This window comes from Bacillus sp. FSL W8-0640, from assembly GCF_038007725.1.
Lineage (GTDB): Bacteria > Bacillota > Bacilli > Bacillales > Bacillaceae_G > Bacillus_A > Bacillus_A cereus.
The window spans coordinates 422,249-442,280 of the sequence record NZ_JBBOXT010000002.1 but is presented as its reverse complement, the minus strand read 5'-3'; the positions used below and the strand labels follow the sequence as shown (position 1 = coordinate 442,280).

Genomic DNA, 20,032 nt, shown 5'->3' with positions numbered 1-20,032 from the left:
AAAAACCTTAGGTTGATGGGCATGGGATACCGCCAGTATTTTGGAAAAAAACCACGTTAAGCAAAAAAAAAATAAGCTGCCCATATAGACAGCTTATTTACATAATTATCGTTATTGGAAGTAAAAACATTAGGTTAATTTTTGTAAATGTGTTTCCTTAAAAGAATTATTATATTTTAAGCCATATCCTAAAATACGATCCATTCCTATATGTGCGGTCCAGATTAGTCCTAATATAATAGTAATATTGTTTGTGAATAGTATTCCTAATATGATGCACAAGATAGGTAAGATATAAGAGTGAAATATATTATATAAAATTGCTCCTGTCCTGAGATTAACGATATAGCCTAGCGCAGAAATATCAGGAGCTAACAAAAGTATTAAAAACCACATCAAGCTAAAATGGTAGTGATAGAAATATATAAAAGTGCTTAAGAATAATACAAATAATCCCTCAATATTTAAAATATTTTTAATCAATGTAATCCCTCGCAATTTAAATTTTCTTCCATTATGGCATAAAAGTATTAATAATACAGCTTTATTTTGATGTATACTCCATACATATTAGGTTAACATAACGTCTCATTATCGGGATTCAATGTATTTAGAAGACTATTAAAAGTCCTCCAAATTGTTTAACTGGAGGACTTTCGTGTTCACATAATTATTGTTAGCGAAAGTCAATTAATATATGAATACTCAGATTTATTCATTTTCATATTAAAAATGATATTATATATAATCTTATGCTTGCAAATCTTTTTTTGATGTTTTTTCTCTTATTAGTAAGCCAGCTAAATGCTTACGTGCTGTTTCCATTGGTCCCATGGTAAAGTAACCTAACCATACAGTAGCAAAGAGTAGCTGCAGTAAACAGATTAATATCCAAATAGAAATGACCGTAAATGAGTTGAGATTTCCACCAAACCCCAATCCCCAACCATAAAACAGAACTGAACACAAAATATTCTGTAATACATAGCAACTCAAGGACATCTTACCTGCTTTTTCTAGGAAGCTCCACAATGAAAAGGAATGGAATTTTTCAACTAATAAGCTAATTCCCCCCATGTATCCAATCGACAAAATTGGAGCAAATATATACCTTACTGGAAAATCAAAATAACCTCCAGGAATAAACAGCAATAAGTTTAAAGGCAAGCCAAGAGATAGTCCGATTTTCATCATCTTTTTGCGAATGTTCCTTCCGTTATCATCATTCGTAAAAGCTCCTTTCCTCATCAACAGAACACCCGTTAGAAATAGAAAAATATTAAAGGGAATAATAAAGATTGCTTCTGTTCGCAAATCCCAAAAATGACTAAGTCGATATTGAACTTGTTTCAACCAAGGTCCGATTTGATAAAGGTTAGTGATTTCTTGAGGTTTTGCAATTGACTCACTATTTACTTGGTGTTCCAGTACACCTAAGCAAACAATTAATATAAAGAAGACATGAATCACTGCAGCACTGATTATCGTTATTTGCATCGTTTTTTCTCCTGCTTTGACGATAAGAGAGACAATAATCGCGGTTATTGCATAAGACATCAAAATATCGTACTCTAACACTAAGGTAAAGTGCAAAAATCCTTCGAGAAGTAGAATTAAGGAAATCCATATGTATATTCCTGGCCAAGGACGGTTCAACCGTTGCGATTGCTGATATTTTAATTCCAATCCAACGCCAAACATGATGGCTAATAAGCCAAGTAATTTGCCATTAATTAAAGCTAAAAATAAAGTTCGTAAAAAGTCATCACCCGATAACCACCATTTGTTATGAGTAAAAGTAAATATATAATTTAAATCCCCTAAATGTGCAAAAATCCAAATATTTGTTCCTAAGGTTCCTAAAATTGCTAATCCCCGTAAAATATCCAGACTTCGAATTCGTTTGCTGCTTTTCATGTTTCACTCCCTACTTTCTTAATTTTTTTATTATTAATCACATGCTTACTTTATTTAAAAAAATAACTTATATACCATTATTATACAAAAAGTAATTGAAGATTTTATTTGTATATTGTATACATGCTCGGTTAACATAACGTAACATTATTAGTATTCAGTGTATCTAGGAATCTAAAAGAATTCCTTCAGAACCCCCCTAGATGTTTCACACTCCAAAAAGGTATAACTTTCAGGATGTTTTTTATTTTCATACATCTAAAGATAAAAAGAATCCTTGATACGTCTGTAAAATGTTTCAAAAGGTTACAGTTTTTACTTTTGGTGACTTGACGCCTATAATATTATTAATAATCTATGTTCTACATAATAGCTGCTACACTATCAATCTTATAGAGGTGTATATATGAAAATATTATTAGAGGGAAGAAGAATATTTGAATACGAAACTGATGAAAATACAAGGTATCTAATCTTTTCGAATGAAAGTTTAAAAAAATATGTGTACAATGCCCCATCGATATTTATTAAAAAAGGAGACTTTTCTTATCCTCAAAAATGGCTCATTAGTGACAATTTTAAAACTAGAGAATTATTAACTCCTATAGATGATTTTGATTCAAGTATTTATGAATATATGTTTCATATTGATTGGCCACTAGTAGAAAGGATAATCCAAATTCTAAAGCCATATGGCATACAAGTTGCCGAAGAACCTAATGGAGTACGAATGCGCGATTTAAATGGTTTGTTGCGTTTAGGAGAGATACCTCAAGAAGTCCAAGATGAAATTAGAGATGCTTTAGCAGAGGAGGATCTAAGAACATACGAGGGGTTTCAAGTATTCGAGTGTTACTCTTGTAAAGAAAAAGGTAATGAAGAATTCCTCATTATAAATGGGGATAGTGACATAACCTTATCCGCTATTTCTTACGATTAGACAGATTGGTTTTCCGATAAATATATAGTTGAAACATATCGAAAAAAACTCATTCAAACACGGAATATGTTTTTAAAACTGATAAAGACGAATGGTTTACATACTCCCCTGGAGATTCAGATAGTAACTATTGGGTTTTAGAGCATATATATGACGATGAATTGGAGAATTTTCCACTTTCTTCTTATATAAAAGTTGAAACAGAAAAGAGAGATATTCCCGAACGAGAAGATGAAATCGATTTTCAGCGTTATTACAATAAAGATACTCCTTACGACTTTTATTACTCAGATAAGATGTTTGCACTAAGAATTTTACAAGATGAAGGACGATTCAACATGGCAAACATTAATGGTAAATGGGAAAGGTATACAGAAATGGTCTTAAAAGATGAAGAGCCGTTCTACAAGTGGGATGATATGAAATATGTTGGTTCAGGTATTTTCGGTGATATTAAAGAAGAAAAATTAACACAGGAAGAGATCATGAACTTTGCTGTTGTAATGAGGGAAAAGAAACAGCAGGACACTACAATAAGAAAAGTCTAGAAGATACGGAATATTTAAATATGAACCACCTCAAAAAGAACATGTAGTAATTAATCTGTACCCTTTGTAAAGGACATTTTGAAAAAAGTTAGGCAACATCAAGAAGATGATTTCTGTATCCAACAGGAGTCATCTTTTTTAAATTCCATTGATATCTATAATGATTATAATACGTCATATATTTCTTAATCTCTTGTTTCAATTCATTAAAGGACACGCAAGGTTTTATATGAGCTTCATCTTTCAGATGACCAAAAAATGATTCTTGTGGGGCGTTATCCCAACAGTTTCCTCTTCTTGACATGGATTGTCCAAGGTTTAGCTTTTTAACTAGCTTTTGATAGGTAGGGCTTGTGTAGTGGGATCCTTGATCTGAATGAATATAAGCACCTTCAGTCAATCGAATCCACGGATTCCTTTTTAGTTTATGGAGAGTTGTCGTTACGAGCTCTAATGTCATCTGTTCTGAAACATGGTAAGCTAAAATTTTATTAGTTGAGCCGTCTAAAATTGTAGATAAATAGGCCCTTTGATTCTTACCGTAAACTAAATAGGTGATATCTGTAAGAAGTGTTTTCCCTGGGGTATTTTGTTTAAATTCCCGATTTAATTGATTCGGTACTATTCGATGTTCTTTTGTAGCTTTAAGCATTCTTTTATAAGGATTCCCTTTGTGAACCGGACAGATAATCTCGTATTTCTTCATAATTCTACGGATACGCTTTAAATTGTAGACAACTTGAAACTGACCCGCCAATGTCATCTTTATCTGACGAGCCCCCTTGTTTCTATTTCTAAATCGAAGTGCTTTTAATATGGTTTCCTTCAAGATTTCATCTCGATCACTCTTTTGTTTCCGTTGTTCTTGAGATGAAACTGAAAAGTAATTATAGTATCCCGAACGGGATACACCAGCTACTTTACACAAATGACTGACCATATTCCTTAAGTTGTATTTCATGATGACGGAACGAATCAAGATGAATTTCTGACTAGGTGGTAGTGTTATTTCCTTCTCATCCTCCCTTCCATAAGTTTGATTTTTTTTAGCAATTCGTTTTCCGCCTTTAGTAAGTTTCGTTCGGCTTCTAAACGGGCACACTTTTCTTCTAACGTAAGCTCTCTCTCAAGAGTTCTTCCAGCGTTTTCGATACGTGTATCCCTTAAACCCAATACACCATTTTTTCTATAAGCAGCACGCCATCTACTTCCCGATGACATAACTCGTTTCATTCCAATCATATCTATATCAAAACCACATTCTTCAAAAATATTTCGAGGTAGCTTTCCTTTTTCATTTTCCTCAATAAAAATATGCTTAAATTCCTCTGTATAAGTGATACCTTTCTGACTTACAGATTTTACGTATAGGTTATTTGATAGAATTTGAATTCCTCTTTCTGTAAATAGTTTTTTTGTCATTTTCAACATTCTCCGATCCCAATTTTCCTTTTATTATACAAGAAATACCCTATAGAATAGACTTTTTTCAAGTGTCTATTCTATAGGGTACATTTTAGTCTTACCTGGTCCTTTTTAAATTTTAAAGAAATGGAATTGATGAGAAAGTGCCAAAACCACCATCAGGCGGAGGAGGAAATACTAATGCTTATAATAGCTTGTGTCGTGCAATGTTGAGTGATTTGCAATAAGTTAGTGATTTAAATGCAGCTGGTTTAGTTAATATTCGCCTGCACTTTGAATATGATGAAACTACAAATAATCCAATAACAATTACGGTTACAAGCGTTAATCTTCAGACTTGCACAATTCGAGTTGTAGAAGAAGGAGGAACTGGAGGCAATAAAACAATATCTTGCGCTTTTGCATTTGTGAATTATATCGACATGCAAGTGAATTAGTGAACTACCCCCACCTCAAGCGATGCATATAAGTAGGTGGGGGAAAGATACTTCACCTTATCTAAGATAAAATGGTGAATATAATTTTAATGCATACATATAATTTATTAAATTGATACAAATTCCCTCGACGATTCAAAAGAAAAAGTAGCCGGTAATGGCTACTTTTTTGTTTGGAATTTCCCGTTTTCGAGTCTTCTATTAGGGGTCCCGCCACATCGCTATCAAATTAAAATTTTATAGTACCCCCAGAACGAAATTTTATGTTAAATTATAACAAAAAAGCATATTTTTCGTTTTGGGATTAACCTGTTTTCTTAGCTTGATGGTCATGTGGCTGTACCCCTATTTTAAATAGGAGATGTGACACATAGATAAAAAGATGAAGTTATTTGCTATTTTAGGACCTTTTTAATATTTTTGATTTCTTTTGCAGGATGTTCAGGTATTTTGTTGGGGGGAGAGATAGTTATTAGTTTTAATTCTAATTTAGCTACATGACTGGATTTACAGTTAGTTCGATTGTATATTTATTGATTATCATTGCGAAAGTAATTTTTGCTTATATAGGGTTGAGAGTTTTGGATAAGTTATTCGTTAATAGTTGTCTAAAACATCAAATAAACAAGAATAGAAATAATTAAAGAAGCTATGTTTATACGTTCCAGAAGTTATACAAAGGAAAATATATAGGGTTATTCCAAACTTGTTACTGTGAAGTAAAATTTTATACCTAAACAGCTAATAACCAGCCTAACTTATTTCATTTCTGAGGGATATTTCCAATCTCGTTCCTTTTTAGGCAGGGAAAAGACTTAGATGTTTTTTGAACCTTAACATGTCTATCTGATATGCTGCCGCTAAATTAACAGCAGAATTAGATCAAACGGATGAAATTATCAAGCAAATCACTGGTTATAAACCAACTCTCTATCGACCAGTCGGAGGCCTTCTCAACGATTTAATTATTAATACAGCTATACAAAATTGGAAACTTGTTATTCTATGGTCATGGCATCAGGATCCTCAAGACTGGAGAAATCCAGCAGCTAGTAAAATTTATAGGTATATAACTAAAGGTGTTAAACCTGGAAATATTATTCTACTTCATGATTGGAATGGTAGCGAATTTTCTCAGACATCTCAGTCAGTTAAAACATTAGAAAATATTATGAGATATTTATACAAAAATGATTACGAATGTGTAACAATATCTGAAATGCTCTATCGTTCCATAAAAATAATCCTCACACCTTTTGATACTTTTATCATTTTAGCCAAGAAGACTCCTTCCTCAAGGAACGCGAAGTGAGTAGGTGGAATTGAAATAAAAAAGTGGCCGAGCGCCACTTTTATTATTATTATTATTGTTAAGCTTGTTCGGAATTTCGTACATGTAATGGCGGAGGAACTACCCAGCCTTTCTTCTTGCTTAAACGTAGTAAAGTTACTCCAGCTTGTGCTTTTTTCATGTGAAATTGTCCAAAGAGCATGCCTACATCTTCTCGAAGGCATTTCCCCATAACTTGACTACAAGTTACTAATCCTGCTGCAAGACTTGTAGCAACGGCTGCTGCAATTTCAGCATCATTAATGCGTGCGCCAGGAGGAATATCTTCAATAGAGGCAACCGGTCTTTCTGGAGGTGCTGGTGGTAAAGCCACTCCATTCACCTTTAAAAGAGCTTTTAACTCTTCTATTTCAGAAGTCATATCATTCTCAATTAAGTTTTGTAAGAACTTATTTAAATCTTCATCACCTGTGTGATTCATAAATACTTGATGTCCAGCTACAGCTCCTTGTGCTGCAAGAAGATAACTCCAAATATCAAATACTTCTCCGTAATGTAAAGGCTCATTTTGAGGATTTCCACTTAATATACCCATTTTAAAATGCCTCTCTTTCGAAAATATCATAATAAGTATAGTTTTCAATATTGAAAAGATATTTTTAAGTATGTTTTTTCCTACAAAAGACTTTCTATCATGCATGGGAAACACCTTCCCAACACTGTGTGTAGTTTAGAAAAGAGATTTGCAAACAAAATACTCAAAGATTATCAATAACCTTTAAGTGAGAAAGCGTTTACTATAAGGGCTTATTTTTTTATGAATACACAAAAGAAATTGGTTTGAATATCTGCTATGTCTTATACTAATCCACTCTCATTTATAATTGAACTTAGCGATTAACTCCACCGCCAAGTTGTTGTTCAGCCATTGCAACTAAACGTTTTGTGATTTCTCCACCAACAGAACCGTTTGCACGAGCTGTTGTATCTGCACCAAGTTGTACACCAAACTCTTGTGCAATCTCATACTTCATCTGATCAATTGCACTCTCAGCGCCTCGAACCAATAATTCATTACGACTTCCGCTATTATTGTTTGCCATAGTGTATCACCTCCTATAATTTTAATATGCTACGAATCATGGAAAAATAGTTATTCCTTTTTATGGAAAAATAATCCCACTTTAATTATGTATTAATATTGACTCTCTTCTTAAAAGAAGATTAAAAAATAAAGCTGAACAGAGTAAGAATAATTAATCTGTTCAGCTTTATCCAATACAATTTAATTAACATATGTGCTTACTAATTCTTATATTATTGTAACGGCTGATTAATAGGCTGATAACTGCTTGCTATTGCTTTTATTTCAGACTCTGGTGCTGGAGATAACGGATAGTAACCTTTTTTAACCATGTATTGCCAAATATCATACGCATGTCTACTACTATTTAAAAAGGCTTTTTCTAAAAAAGACCTCAAATTTGGATTCGCGCACTCTAATACAGCCCCAGCATAATTTAATGCAGCTGATTTTTGATTTAAGAGATAGCCCGTAGCGATTGCTCGATCGTTTGGAGGTGCTCCATTTATACTAGGTGCAACTGATGGATATTGTTCAATAGGTGCTTTTAAATAAGAAACCAATACTGGATTTAACTTAGAGGGCTGAAAACGCTCAATATCGGGTGTATTCTGGCTTTGGACAAATTCTACTTTTAAATTATAGTCTTCCACATGGAGCGGAAAATGTTGCTGTAATAGTTGTTTTAATTCTAGATCTTGTGCTTGCTGAATGTATGTACCCATCGTATTAATTGTATTGTAACAGCCAGCAATTAATTCACTTAAATCACGTAACTCATGTGTAGCTAATTGCATTTTTGAATCCTCCTTTTCAAAGTTTTTTTAGTCTCTCCCAAAATATAAAAAATATAAAAAATGCATATGAATTTTCTTATTACTCATACTAAAACTATTCATTTTCTTTTTATGGAAGGAGAAGTTTCAAATGCACACGGTATGGAAAGGCTCTCTTTTACTTGGATTATTAAACATCGGCATTATGCTATATAGTACTGTAGAAGAAAAAGATATTAAATTTTTAAGTCTTCATAAGGAAAGTCTTACCCCTATTCAATATAAAAAGATTGCCCCTGATTGTACGGATACTTTAGATGAAACTTGTTCAAGAACTACGCTACCAATGTATTAAATCGCTAGTTAATTATCAAAATATCTGTAGATACTTAAATACGGCCAAATAATTGCATGATTGTTGGTATTTACGACCTGTTGGTTAATCCACATATCAAGCAACTAAACCTTGTGCGTGATACTTATATTTAAGCTAATGTTAATAAAAGAGGTATATTCTAAACATGAAAACAGGACAAGCTATATTGCTTGTCCCATCAGGAGCAATTCATAAAGATTTTTAAAATGTTCAAATGACTCATATTGGTAAAATGAATCATTAATAGTTTGTGTAAGATCAATGTAATTATACAAAAAAGAGCAAGTAACTTCTTTAATTCCCCGCTATTACAGCACTTGTATAATAGGGGAGAATTCCGGAATTCCATTATCGTTAACATATAAAGGATATGTACGAGACTATCATTCGTTATATAAAAAGTTAATGATTTGGCAGACAATATTTTAGATTGTCTGCCTGTGGGTTTCATGAGCTTGATTGGAAAACTAATTGTTTTCCAAGAGTGAAGCCGCTAGATCAACCGGCTTAGAAATAGTTTATGTAAAAACAGCAAAAATATGTAAAGTGAAGTTAAATTCTAATTCTATAAATAAAATATGGCGATATATATAAATTTCCTACTTTAAATAAGTGGAGTATCAGCGTTCTTACAACTGAGGGCGAAGTAGCATTTGCCATAGAATAGATGCTACTTTGCTTCTTCATATTGCTTAATTATTTTATATAGCGTGTTTTTCTTTAGTTCTAACATTTCCATAAACATAACAGCGTTATTTCGCCACTCTTCCATTTGGAATAAGTTTCTTCTATATTAAAAAGCCTAATTCCTCAGCATTAAAATTGAGAAATTAGGCTTTTTTCGTTCCTCAATAAAATAGAAACACAGAATATAATTTGTCATAATATAGATTTACTGAGATTTCTTTAAACTTTTAATAGCGAGAAACAGAATAACGACTGCGCTAAGTGAGAAAACGACATTACCAATCTGGTCTATGGTCCCTGTGGCCCCAATGACTGGTTCTTCGATGAAGCTGTGCCATGCGTAGGTCAGGAGTGCTCCTGCTGCTAGGGCTAACTCGTGTATATTCCCCCAACCTTTGCGCCGTGACCAATGCAAGAATAAGATCGTCATCACGGCGAACAGTAATATCCAGAAAACGACAACCCCCCAGGCATTGTACTCACGCACAATCATAAATAAACTTGAGGCTATCAGAGAAACTACACCGATTACCCAAGGATTTGGTGCATCCCCTCTTACAAAAGTGCTTGGAACATGGCCAATGCTGACAGCAATGATAATCACTATGAAAATAGCAATGAGTGTACTGATTAATTGTGTTGGAGTAGCAAGAAAATGTCCTTGTGCATACGAACCATTAAAGGTGAAGATCATTCCAGCTACGAATAACAGGCTAATTATGAATATTCCAATCTTTCCTAACCAGGGTGTTGTTTTCCGGTTAGGTATAAAGGATTCAATGAGTGCAATGGGCACGCTAGTACTCCAAACTGTGTGTAATGTAAGGACGAACAAAGTCCACCAAGCGCTTATCCCTAGTTCCGGTATAGGTGCATTACTCAGAAGATTGGCATTTGCATACGAAGGATTAAAGAGAGATTGTGTGATTAATCCTTCTTCTAAGATTCCATACGCTAACCCCATTAAGATCATTGTGGGCCATCCGTAACCTCTACGTCTGGTAATCTCCCGAATGAGAATCGACCCACAGCCATACATCAAAGCAAGAAAAGGTAATGCTGCTATTGCGCTAATTGAAATGTTTCCTAGCAAATACTCTGCAATGAGCGGTGATAAGAAGAATAGCCCGAGTGTTAGAGTAATTCGTCTACCCTTTGTTAGAGGCTTAATGGAAACAGCTTTAGAATTTATATCCATCTTGTTATCCACCTTCATAACTTAGTTGTAAATCCGCATTTTCCTGATGCTTCTCCATATACCCTTGTAAAGTGTGCATACGGTTCCCGTCCCTTTTACAATCGTTTCATAATTTAATTGTAATACTGTATCTTATATGTATTTCGAAACTAATGCATCTATACCCCCAATCTATAGAAAGTGTTATCCCAAAGGTGCAAAGGCCTTCCCCATATATTAGATAAGAATTGGATGGTGAATAGTTTTTATTTTATATTAATAAAATTTTCAAAATAGGAGTTCAACTTGATATTAGATTATTATTTTTTATAAAATAGTTTTCTCATTATTCATGAATTTTCCTATACCATTAGATACGTGTTTACTTCTTGTCCTAATCGGGTCAAAAAAGAAGGAATTCTTTTCTTTGCTCTTGAAGAGAAATATGCTCATTTGATTAGATATGAGAATCAAATAAACATATTTATAACATGGAAGGTCATAGAATTATTCGGTAAAGAGGAGTATTAATACCAGAGCATTCAATAGTTATGCGCTGATAAGGAGGAAACTAATGAAAAAGATCACTTTTAACGATTTAAACTCACAGGAAACTATGCGCAATCCCATTATGTTCTATAAAAAGCTTATCAATCAACAAGAGCGTTTCTTTCATATTGACGACTTTTATGGAATGGGAGGAGCATGGGTCGTATTGCAATATGATGATGTTGTTTCTATACTGAAAGATCCACGTTTTCTCAAAGATTTACGAAAATTCGCACCGCCCCATGATAAGCAGAAGTCCATTGAGGAGAATACACCTGTGAGTAAACTGTTTGAATGGATAATGAATATGCCAAATATGCTTACGGTAGATCCTCCTGATCATACGCGCCTACGTTGGCTAGTCTCTAAATCCTTTACACCACGTATGATCGAAGAACTTCGTCCCCGTATTCAGCAAATTTCTGACGAATTATTAGCTGCTGTGCAGAAACAAGGAAAGATGGAAATTATTGCAGACTTTGCTTACCCACTACCCATTATTGTCATTTCAGAAATGCTCGGAATTCCCGCCACTGATCGAAACCAGTTTCGCAAATGGACACAAGAAATCATGAACGCCTCTGTGGACCCTAGTCAGGGGACTGCAGTTACTGCAACACTTGAAAAGTTTATTCATTACATCGAAGTATTGCTGAACGAAAAGCGCCTAAATCCTGGTGACGATTTGATAAGTGCTCTAGTTCAATCAAAAGAGCAAGAAGACAAGTTGAGTAAGAACGAGCTTCTTTCGACAATTTGGTTGCTCATTATTGCTGGACATGAAACGACAGTCAATTTAATCGGTAATGGCGTACTGGCGTTAATTCAACATCCCGAACAAATGAATTTACTAAGGCAGGCCCCTTCCCTGCTTCCTTCCGCCATCGACGAGCTATTACGTTTTGCTGGTCCAGTTATGTTTAGTAGCCGTTTTGCTGGTGAAGATATGACAATACATGGAAAGAGGATTCGTAAAGGCGAATTAATTCTGCTCTCTCTGACTGCAGCGAATATTGATCCAAAGGAATTTACTTATCCAGAGGCATTGAATATTTCACGGGAGGAGAATAATCATTTAGCCTTTGGGACTGGTATACATCACTGTTTGGGAGCTCCGCTGGCGCGTCTAGAAGGACAAATTGCATTAGGCACTTTGTTACAGCGGTTTCCTAATCTTCGCCTGGCAATCAAACCGGATCAACTGATTTATAGACATAGTAAAATTCGTTCTCTCGTAAGTCTACCAGTTGTTTTTTAATCTATAATGCGACATTAATACCGATGATAATCCAATTATCTATGGTTTTGGAACAAAGAATGATTAAAAACGCTCTTTTCATTTGTACATAATTTCTAAAGCAAAATCCATACTATATTTAGGTCTAAATATCCAAAATCCCCATTTCGGTCTAAGACCTAATCAATCGCTCCTTTCCCTTCCTTGGGCTCAGTAGCTAGCTGCTTTTTTCAAAATTTAATTAGACTAAGCGTATATTAATACTGGTTATGATTACAATTACGTCTACCTCTTAAGAGCACTTATATACAGTGCTCCTTTTTTGATCCTGCATAACATTCCTAATGCTGGTTAAGCTATAACTGTAACTTAACGTTGCATACCTTTTTTCTTTGCAAATGTATTGTTCTTGAGTGCAAGAGGCAGTTAGCTTTTACTAGCTGCTCTTTTCATTTTTTGGTCTTATGCACATATAAATTTAAATATGAATATAGTATTAAACGAAACTCGTTACAATCAGATAATAAACTCTCTTTACTAAGAGTACTTGTATAAGGGGTCACCATACATGCCCATCAAGTTAAGAAAAAATACCCCAAAACGAAAAAATAAGCTTAATTCTCATATATAACTGTTGAGAAATAAAATTTTTGTTTTGGTGGTGCTTCAAAGTATTAGCCTGATGGACATAGGGACGAGCCCCTAAAATACAATTCTGCCAGAAATTTTTGCTCTATATTCTCTTTTATTTATGATAGTTGATTAACAACACTTTCTAAAAATTTGTCTACCTTTTCTTTTGATGTATCCGGCGCATGATAACCAATCGTAAATGTAAGTCTTCCATTATAAAAGCTTGCACCCATTGAAAAGAATGGCGCATACATAACGGGTGATGTCATATACCCGTCCTCAGCTTGAATTTCACCAAACTGAATAGGTTCATCAGCGATCACCCCGAAATTTGTCAGTAATGGCAACGCCATCCCCATCTGTAAAGCTTGTTCGTATTGCTGATTATACATTTCCTTCACCACAGATAGCTTCATACCTGCCAGTTGCTCCATTCCTGCTGCTGAAAAAAGACCTGGATTTTGAGACTTTATTTTATCCATTGATTGTTTAATTCGAACGAGAGTCTGATTAAATGATTCATCATCCTCCATTTTAATCACTGGCATTTCCATGCCGGATAAGTTGCAAATAGCACCAGTTGTATTATTAGGCAGATATCGACGTAAATCAATTGTCAAGCCAATCATTTTTTCTGCAGTGCGAGGTTCTGCATACACAGTGAAATGTGATAAAGCTCGGAAATATGCAGTCATGAATACATCATTCAAGGTAGCCTGTTGTACTGTTGTCCATTGGGTTAAACGTAGAGTTTGCTCATGGCTCAATCGCCGTACGGACATTTGGGGAAATTTATTTTTGTTAGGTTGAGATGGAAAAGACCATAACGATGCCTGTTGTTCTTGGTTAGGACGATACGCACTTTTTATGTCCGATTTTCCAGCGTATTTGAATACATGTGATTGATCTCGACAACTCTCATTTCCCTCATCAAATTCCTTTATAATTTGCTTCTTAGACCGTCCCAATGAAAGGTGCGTATATATTGTTCCAAGCAATTTAATATATTCCTTGACTCATGCACCATCTGAACATAGATGAGATAATTTCACAACTAACATATCTGTTGTAGTGCCCCGTAATAATTTCATTTGAACCATAGGCCCCTGTATACGATCACCAGGTTCCTTAATAAAATCTATTGTCATTATTTCAAGTTCTTGATTATTTCCTTCTGCAAAAAAGCAAATAGATGAGTTAGTGTCAGATGAATGTTCCTCCCAGTAAGGAATATCATTTTCTACAAACCGGCTGTTCAAAACTGGTTGCAATTGCAACGTTATCCTTACTGATTCTTCAAGTATTTCCTTTGATATACCTACAGGAAAATAAAGAACTGCATTAATTTGTTGATCTGCAGAATAAAGACCTAATACATAATTCATTTGATCTTGAGGTGTTACTGAAAACTTTCTTTGTTCCATAATTTTGTCCTCTTTTTAAGATTTTTTTGTATAACCTTATTCTCCATATGGTTGTAACTTTTCTAGTCACTTTTCTTCAAGAGCAAATAATTCTTATCTTTTAAAATTTTTTATGAAAGTATCCTTTCTTTACTGGTTCCATTCTTTTTGCGGCTTTTTGTAGGTGATATATCCAATATTTTATTATTATTAATACTTACTATTTTTTCAGAAATAACCAAACGAAAATTAACTAAGTTTATACATATTCAAACATTTTACAATGACGTTCGGTAAATATTAATAAAACAAATAAATCATTTTTATGTCTGTTAATAAAAAACAATAATATAATACGTTCAGGTGTTACTTCATAATAAAAGGTTGATGGACATGGAGGACCACAAACCTTTTATCATATTGCTTTAGATGTTTGTATTCATTATTACATTGTTTACAAATAACTTCTGTTTGCACTTGTATAACTTCATTATTTTCAACAATTAATCTTTTACAAAAAAAATGATGTATCAGGTCTTTGTACAAATGGAGAAAATGTAGGCGTATATGGCGCTAATGTACGAAACACAGCATCTGCTAGCGCTAAGGTTGTAGGTTTCATTAGTAAAAATACTAATGTAACTAGTACTTGGGTTAATGGAGAATATGTCCAAGGACATTATGATAATTCATCTAAATGGTTATATATATCTTCATTAGGTGGTTATATATCTAAAACAACTTTAATTAATAATTGTGATGCATAAAAAATAAATTGGTAATTAATTGGGTTGTTTTATCTTTTATTATTATTTATAGGGGGCACATCACACCGCAATCAAGCTAAAAAAATGTATCTATTAAACGAAAAAACACTATTCTTTTTGTAGAAATATACAGAAATAATAGCTTTTTTTCATTTTAGGGAGGATTTTGTTTTATTAGCTTAATAGCGTTGAGTTGCCGCCTGAATTCCAAAAATCCCTAAATTTATTTTTAATTATAAAAACTACGACAAAATTTATCCGATTTTCCTTTTTGCCTACTTGCTAAATTCAGCAAGTAAAATATTTTTAAAAGGATTAGGACTGTCAGCTCTACCCAAACTGTTCCAATTGACGACCAACGTATGCTTGCCTCCAAGTGTACCTCCAACAAGAGTAGTAAACCCTGGAATGCCACCTGTGTGTCCCCATATCGAGACACCGTTCGGAAGCTTAGTTTCATAGATTCCAAGACCATATCCATCGATTCCTTCTCTTCCTGTAGGAACTGTAGTAAGCATTTGTTTTAGTTGTGGTTCTTTCAGTAATTTTCCACCGAGCAAGTAAGAGAAGAATTTGTTTAAGTCGTCAGCAGTAGAAATCATATCTCCAGCAGAGCTACCTGCACTTGGGTTATAATAAGTAACGTCTTTTAGCTCACTTGCTCCGTCTGGTTGGTCATATCCACGGGCATGGTTGGTGCCTGGAATAACGCTTGAATTGCCAGGTAGGAATGTATTCGACAATTCAAGTGGTTCAATAATCCGATTTTCAATCTCTTCCGCATAGCTGTTTCTGGTTACTTTTTCAATAAGAATACCCAGTAATACGTATCCTGTGTTTGAATAAGACCAGCCCTTTCCTGGGTCAAAGTCAGGGGGCAGAGAAATCCCCATCTTCACTAACTCTTCAGCCGTATACGATTTTTTTGTATCCGTAAAATCAGCGTCTTTTGATCTTGAGTATTCAGCGATACCACTTGTATGGTTCAATATATGCCGGATAGTAATCTGGTTACCATCATATCCATTTCCTTGAATGGTACCAGGCAACCATTTTTCGATGGAGTCGTCTAGATTCAGGCGGTTCTCTCCAGCTAATTGAAGTACAACTGTTGCGGTGAACGTCTTAGTCACACTGCCAATACGAAAGCGAAAATCTGTTTTCATTGGTTTCTTGGTTCTCAGATCCGCTATCCCAGCCGCATACCCCCACGTTTTTCCACCCTCAGAAGTTTTAGCAAGTATTCCCGGGTATCCAAGTTGCAATGTATCCCGCATAGCTTGCTTGACAGAATTACGATCTCGTTGAGTGCTTTTGTGTGACGCACTAGATACATTTTGAGTAGGCTCTGCTTTTACAATTGAGATTGGTGTTGTGTATAACAGAGAACTTCCAGCTATTAAAAGGGCCAGACTTGCAAATGTTATTTGACTACGTATTTTCATAAGGTATTCCTCTCTTCTATTCATATTGTATAGGTGGCGGTTTACTGTTCCTTAGCTCCTAGGCTTAGGGAAAAGGCCCTCACTCATATAGATTAAAGCCCCAGTACAAAGGTATCTATCAATATCAACAATTTGAGCCATTTAAATCTCCATCCCTTCTATAACAAAATCATTTAAGGATATGGAAGCATATTATGTATCCTTAGTTATTGTTAGGATGAACACAACATGAGACATACCCTCAGCCCATATTTTACCTTATTTATCCATAATATATATTGAGAAAAAATGTAAATCCGAATCATTTCCTTATCCCAACTATTGATCGTCTTTTTCATCTATTATCATTAGATATTTAGAATTTCATTATAAAAAAACAACCAATCTCTTAACGTACAGGAAGCGGTTGAAAAATGTATCTAACGTACAAGTTACTTTTTTTGATATGGTGACCCCATCACCATCAAGCTAAGGTTTTGAAGTACCCTCTAAATGAAATTTTTCTTTCTCTACATAACGTGACCTAATTGATACTACGAAATACAAAAACATCCTGCATGTTTGAACCATGCAGGATGTTTTCTAGTCTTTGTTTTTCATAATGTAAGAAACCAGACGAAGGATCTCTAGATATAACCATACTAATGTCATCATAAGTCCTACTGCGCTGTACCATTCCATATACTTTGGTGCTCCACTATGAGTACCATGTTCAATTGAATCAAAATCTAGTAATAAATCTAATGCAGCAAAAACAATTACAATTGCACTTATGATAATACTAATTGTCCCACCTTGATGAATATATGGAACAGTCACCCCTAAGATGCTCAATAAGAAAACAATAAAATACATAATAAAAATTCCAAGTGTTGCAACCGTTACAACCGCACGAAACTTTTTAGTTACTTTTACTATTCGAGTTGCGTATAACACTAACATGGAAAATAAAATCGAAATTGTTAGTAATACGGCAGTTAAAACGATAGAATCACCAAAGCGCATTGTATAATATGCTGAAATACTTCCTAATAAAACCCCTTGTAATATTGCGTAAATCGGTGCGCAAATTGGGGATATGCGCGGAACGAATATAACCACAAAAGCGACAATTAGAGTAACTATTATAATTCCAATTAACACGGGTATTTTCATTGTCTCTTGTGTCATCTGTACGTAGGAATAGACAGATGCTGCAAGAAGTAAGATAAGCAAAATGAATGTTTTTCCTATCGTTCCACCTATTGTCATCATAGAAGCGCTTGTCTTCTCTTCATGGAATTTGTCTTTTTTTAACATTGGATTAGATGTTCTCATGCTTTCCTCCCAAAATATCTTTTACTTATAAAGTGATTTTTTATATCTCTAATTTCTTATTGATCATGCGACCTGTAATCGCTACGAGTACAATTATTAACAAGCAAGTAAAACATAGACCCAAAATAGTGAAATCTTCAATAGGGTAAAATGATGTATCAAAAAAATCATTCTTATCCATGAACCCAGAACTTTTAATAGTAACTGCATATTTCTCTAATTTACTTAACACATTCATTACTATTGTTTGTATTGTTGAAAAGATAGCAACGAAAATGATGAATAAAATTATTTTACTCATCCATGACTTCACTGGAAACAGTCTTATAATGACTATGATAAAATAACAAGAAATAAGGATACTCATGAAATCGATTCCCCATAAAAGAAAAGCAAATATGTGTTGGAAGATTCCGTAACTATACAACTTGTGATATTCTTGTCGAAATTCTCCGGTTACTTCTCCACCATAAAGACTCGGATTATAACCAATTACTTTTCCATCAAAAAGACTTTGTGAAAAATAATATGAAAAAATTAAGCCTATACCTAATAAAATAATAAACATTAATGTAAAAAACAATAAATTCGTATATATAAATTTTCTGTTTGAGATGGCTGTATAACGAATCATAGAATTTTTTAATATTTTATTGAAAGAAGGCAGCGCTATTAGAAGAAGTAAAAATGCAGCTATACCAATTATTATTAGGTATATGAGTAATACTAAATCCTTTATAAACGGAGGTAGTACCCTTGAGAGTCCTATCGTACTAAATAAAAGAAGTAAAGAAATAATAATAAAACCAGAATAAAAGACTGCTATTTTTTTTCTATTGCACTTATATAAATAGAGAAAAAGTGGGTTCATTGCTCAAACACCTCCCTAAACAACTCATGTACTGCTTTCCCGTGATGAAAACGAATTTCCTCTACGTTTTCATGTAATATAATAGTTCCGTCTTTTAAAAAGATTACTTCATCAAATATATTTTCGATTTCTTCTATTAAATGAGTTGAAATGAGAATGGTACAATCTTCTCGGTAAAATTTCAGAATTAAATCTAGTACATGTTTTCTAGAAACAAGATCAATTCCACCCAATGGCTCATCTAATATATATAACTTTGCTTTCCTGGAGAAAGTTAAGATAAGTTGTAATTTTTCCACTCCACCTTTTGATAAAGCAACTATATGCTCTTCTAATGGCATTTTAAACTCAGCTATTAAGTCCATTGCTTGATGAAAATCAAAATCACTATAAAAATCCCGATAGAAAACTACAGCATCTTTTATCGTCATCCACTCGTCAAAAACAGGACTATCAGGCATAAATGAAACAGTTTTCTTTGTTTCTATTCCTACCTTCTGACCTTCAATTGTGACAGTTCCTTTAGAAGGATAACGCAAACCAGCAATCATTTTTAATAATGTCGTTTTTCCGCTACCATTATCACCAACAAGACCAATAATTTTCCCTTCAGAAATTGTTACACTTAAATCTTGAAGCACTGTTTTTAAGTTATATCTTTTCCACAGATTTTCAATTTTTAATAACTCTGTCATTCGTTTTCCTTCCTTTTCTTTTCTAATGAAGAATGGAGGATTGGAAGAATTTCTTCTTTCGTAAATCCTAAATTGTCCATTCCATTTATAAAATTATTAAGCAACTCTGTTGCCATTTCTTTGCGTAGTTCAGTAATCTTTTCTCCTTCACTCGTTACAAATCTCCCTGTTCCTCTTCGTGTCACAGCAATACCTTCTCGTTCTAGCTCTTGAAATGTGCGTTGAATCGTATTGGGATTCACTTGTAATTCACTGGCTAGTTCACGTACAGCTGGGATTTTATCACCCGGTACTAAACGACCTGTTACAATTTCCTTTTTTATGTATTCCATTATCTGAATATAAATCGGGATATTAGGAGAAAACTCAATTTCCATTTCTCCCCTCCTCAGTATTAGTGTACTAGATGAATAATACACTAATACTGATTGTGTGTAAATGATAATTTTTCCAAACT

General features: G+C 34.0%; 15 protein-coding genes and 4 pseudogenes. 5 read left to right on the top strand and 14 right to left on the bottom strand.

The features are described 5' to 3' along the window. Nucleotides 1-129 precede the first annotated feature (129 nt). Together N2V80_RS29365 and N2V80_RS29360 are read right to left on the bottom strand one after the other, a co-directional pair. Nucleotides 130-483 (bottom strand): DUF4260 domain-containing protein, encoded by a 354-nt coding sequence (locus N2V80_RS29365; RefSeq protein WP_080450909.1) that lies wholly within the window; start codon nt 481-483, stop codon nt 130-132. Nucleotides 484-750: 267 nt separating this feature from the next. Next, nucleotides 751-1,917, bottom strand: coding sequence for a DUF418 domain-containing protein (locus N2V80_RS29360; protein ID WP_061655160.1), 1,167 nt, complete (start codon nt 1,915-1,917; stop codon nt 751-753). Between the two features lie 406 nt (nt 1,918-2,323). Here N2V80_RS29360 and N2V80_RS29355 point away from each other — a divergent pair, with 406 nt between their 5' ends. Further along, complete coding sequence (locus N2V80_RS29355; protein ID WP_253859339.1) at nt 2,324-2,857, top strand: hypothetical protein; 534 nt, start codon at nt 2,324-2,326, stop codon at nt 2,855-2,857. A gap of 161 nt (nt 2,858-3,018) precedes the next feature. After that, entirely contained in the window at nt 3,019-3,405 is a 387-nt protein-coding gene (locus N2V80_RS29350) for a hypothetical protein (RefSeq protein WP_253859341.1), read from the top strand. Nucleotides 3,406-3,493: 88 nt separating this feature from the next. On the opposite strand, the gene N2V80_RS29345 is transcribed toward N2V80_RS29350, so the two are convergent. After that, nucleotides 3,494-4,836, bottom strand: a protein-coding gene (locus N2V80_RS29345) for an IS3 family transposase (RefSeq protein ID WP_154695883.1) whose coding sequence is annotated in 2 segments (ribosomal slippage) — nt 3,494-4,455 and nt 4,455-4,836 — 1,344 coding nt in all. Because the reading frame shifts where the segments join, the coding sequence is not laid out codon by codon here. A 1,287-nt stretch (nt 4,837-6,123) separates the two neighbouring features. Between N2V80_RS29345 and N2V80_RS29340 the strand changes: the two are divergent. After that, a pseudogene (locus tag N2V80_RS29340) lies at nt 6,124-6,579 on the top strand (polysaccharide deacetylase family protein); the annotation flags it as partial. A 58-nt stretch (nt 6,580-6,637) separates the two neighbouring features. Here N2V80_RS29340 and N2V80_RS29335 read toward each other — a convergent pair. The 3 genes from N2V80_RS29335 to N2V80_RS29325 all read right to left on the bottom strand — a co-directional run bounded on the left by N2V80_RS29335 (nt 6,638) and on the right by N2V80_RS29325 (nt 8,439). Further along, a complete protein-coding gene (locus N2V80_RS29335; protein WP_061655164.1) occupies nt 6,638-7,153 on the bottom strand; it encodes a DUF3231 family protein in 516 nt (171 codons plus the stop codon). Nucleotides 7,154-7,448: 295 nt separating this feature from the next. Then, nucleotides 7,449-7,661 (bottom strand): alpha/beta-type small acid-soluble spore protein, encoded by a 213-nt coding sequence (locus N2V80_RS29330; protein ID WP_061655165.1) that lies wholly within the window; start codon nt 7,659-7,661, stop codon nt 7,449-7,451. A gap of 214 nt (nt 7,662-7,875) precedes the next feature. After that, nucleotides 7,876-8,439: a spore coat protein gene (locus N2V80_RS29325; RefSeq protein WP_061655166.1), complete on the bottom strand. Its 564-nt coding sequence runs from the start codon at nt 8,437-8,439 to the stop codon at nt 7,876-7,878. Nucleotides 8,440-8,569: 130 nt separating this feature from the next. Here N2V80_RS29325 and N2V80_RS29320 point away from each other — a divergent pair. Beyond that, nucleotides 8,570-8,728: pseudogene (locus N2V80_RS29320) on the top strand (Ku protein); the annotation flags it as partial. Nucleotides 8,729-9,464: 736 nt separating this feature from the next. Here the strand turns inward: N2V80_RS29320 and N2V80_RS29315 are convergent. After that, nucleotides 9,465-9,586 (bottom strand): annotated as a pseudogene (locus tag N2V80_RS29315) (recombinase family protein); the annotation flags it as partial. Between the two features lie 100 nt (nt 9,587-9,686). After that, the gene (locus N2V80_RS29310; protein ID WP_061655167.1) at nt 9,687-10,679 is read right to left on the bottom strand and encodes a hypothetical protein; all 993 of its coding nucleotides are present in this window, start codon (nt 10,677-10,679) and stop codon (nt 9,687-9,689) included. A gap of 553 nt (nt 10,680-11,232) precedes the next feature. Here N2V80_RS29310 and N2V80_RS29305 point away from each other — a divergent pair. Beyond that, nucleotides 11,233-12,465 carry a cytochrome P450 family protein gene (locus N2V80_RS29305; protein ID WP_340981053.1) on the top strand — a complete coding sequence of 411 codons (1,233 nt, stop codon included), beginning with the start codon at nt 11,233-11,235 and terminating at the stop codon, nt 12,463-12,465. A 728-nt stretch (nt 12,466-13,193) separates the two neighbouring features. On the opposite strand, the pseudogene N2V80_RS29300 reads toward N2V80_RS29305, so the two are convergent. The 6 genes and pseudogenes from N2V80_RS29300 to N2V80_RS29275 form a co-directional block, all read right to left on the bottom strand. After that, nucleotides 13,194-14,501 (bottom strand): annotated as a pseudogene (locus tag N2V80_RS29300) (condensation domain-containing protein). A gap of 1,021 nt (nt 14,502-15,522) precedes the next feature. Continuing rightward, nucleotides 15,523-16,692, bottom strand: a complete 1,170-nt coding sequence (locus tag N2V80_RS29295) for a serine hydrolase domain-containing protein (protein ID WP_061655475.1) — start codon at nt 16,690-16,692, stop codon at nt 15,523-15,525. A 582-nt stretch (nt 16,693-17,274) separates the two neighbouring features. Further along, nucleotides 17,275-18,009, bottom strand: a complete 735-nt coding sequence (locus N2V80_RS29290; protein WP_061655476.1) for a Bax inhibitor-1/YccA family protein — start codon at nt 18,007-18,009, stop codon at nt 17,275-17,277. 40 nt (nt 18,010-18,049) lie between these two features. Next, nucleotides 18,050-18,880, bottom strand: a complete 831-nt coding sequence (locus tag N2V80_RS29285) for a hypothetical protein (protein ID WP_061655477.1) — start codon at nt 18,878-18,880, stop codon at nt 18,050-18,052. After that, complete coding sequence (locus tag N2V80_RS29280) at nt 18,877-19,575, bottom strand: ABC transporter ATP-binding protein (protein ID WP_061655478.1); 699 nt, start codon at nt 19,573-19,575, stop codon at nt 18,877-18,879. Before N2V80_RS29280 ends, N2V80_RS29285 begins: the two co-directional genes overlap by 4 nt. After that, a complete protein-coding gene (locus N2V80_RS29275) occupies nt 19,572-19,952 on the bottom strand; it encodes a GntR family transcriptional regulator (protein WP_061655479.1) in 381 nt (126 codons plus the stop codon). The genes N2V80_RS29280 and N2V80_RS29275 overlap by 4 nt, the downstream gene beginning before the upstream one ends. Between the last annotated feature and the right edge of the window lie 80 nt (nt 19,953-20,032).

Bases quoted from the DNA above. Each gene is read 5' to 3' on its own strand.
- N2V80_RS29280 (WP_061655478.1), bottom strand. From the start codon at position 19,575: ATGACAGAGTTATTAAAAATTGAAAATCTGTGGAAAAGATATAACTTA.
- N2V80_RS29285 (WP_061655477.1), bottom strand. From the start codon at position 18,880: ATGAACCCACTTTTTCTCTATTTATATAAGTGCAATAGAAAAAAAATA.
- N2V80_RS29295 (WP_061655475.1), bottom strand. From the start codon at position 16,692: ATGAAAATACGTAGTCAAATAACATTTGCAAGTCTGGCCCTTTTAATA.
- N2V80_RS29325 (WP_061655166.1), bottom strand. From the start codon at position 8,439: ATGCAATTAGCTACACATGAGTTACGTGATTTAAGTGAATTAATTGCT.
- N2V80_RS29330 (WP_061655165.1), bottom strand. From the start codon at position 7,661: ATGGCAAACAATAATAGCGGAAGTCGTAATGAATTATTGGTTCGAGGC.
- N2V80_RS29335 (WP_061655164.1), bottom strand. From the start codon at position 7,153: ATGGGTATATTAAGTGGAAATCCTCAAAATGAGCCTTTACATTACGGA.
- N2V80_RS29310 (WP_061655167.1), bottom strand. From the start codon at position 10,679: ATGGATATAAATTCTAAAGCTGTTTCCATTAAGCCTCTAACAAAGGGT.
- N2V80_RS29275 (WP_061655479.1), bottom strand. From the start codon at position 19,952: ATGGAAATTGAGTTTTCTCCTAATATCCCGATTTATATTCAGATAATG.
- N2V80_RS29360 (WP_061655160.1), bottom strand. From the start codon at position 1,917: ATGAAAAGCAGCAAACGAATTCGAAGTCTGGATATTTTACGGGGATTA.
- N2V80_RS29305 (WP_340981053.1), top strand. From the start codon at position 11,233: ATGAAAAAGATCACTTTTAACGATTTAAACTCACAGGAAACTATGCGC.
- N2V80_RS29355 (WP_253859339.1), top strand. From the start codon at position 2,324: ATGAAAATATTATTAGAGGGAAGAAGAATATTTGAATACGAAACTGAT.
- N2V80_RS29290 (WP_061655476.1), bottom strand. From the start codon at position 18,009: ATGAGAACATCTAATCCAATGTTAAAAAAAGACAAATTCCATGAAGAG.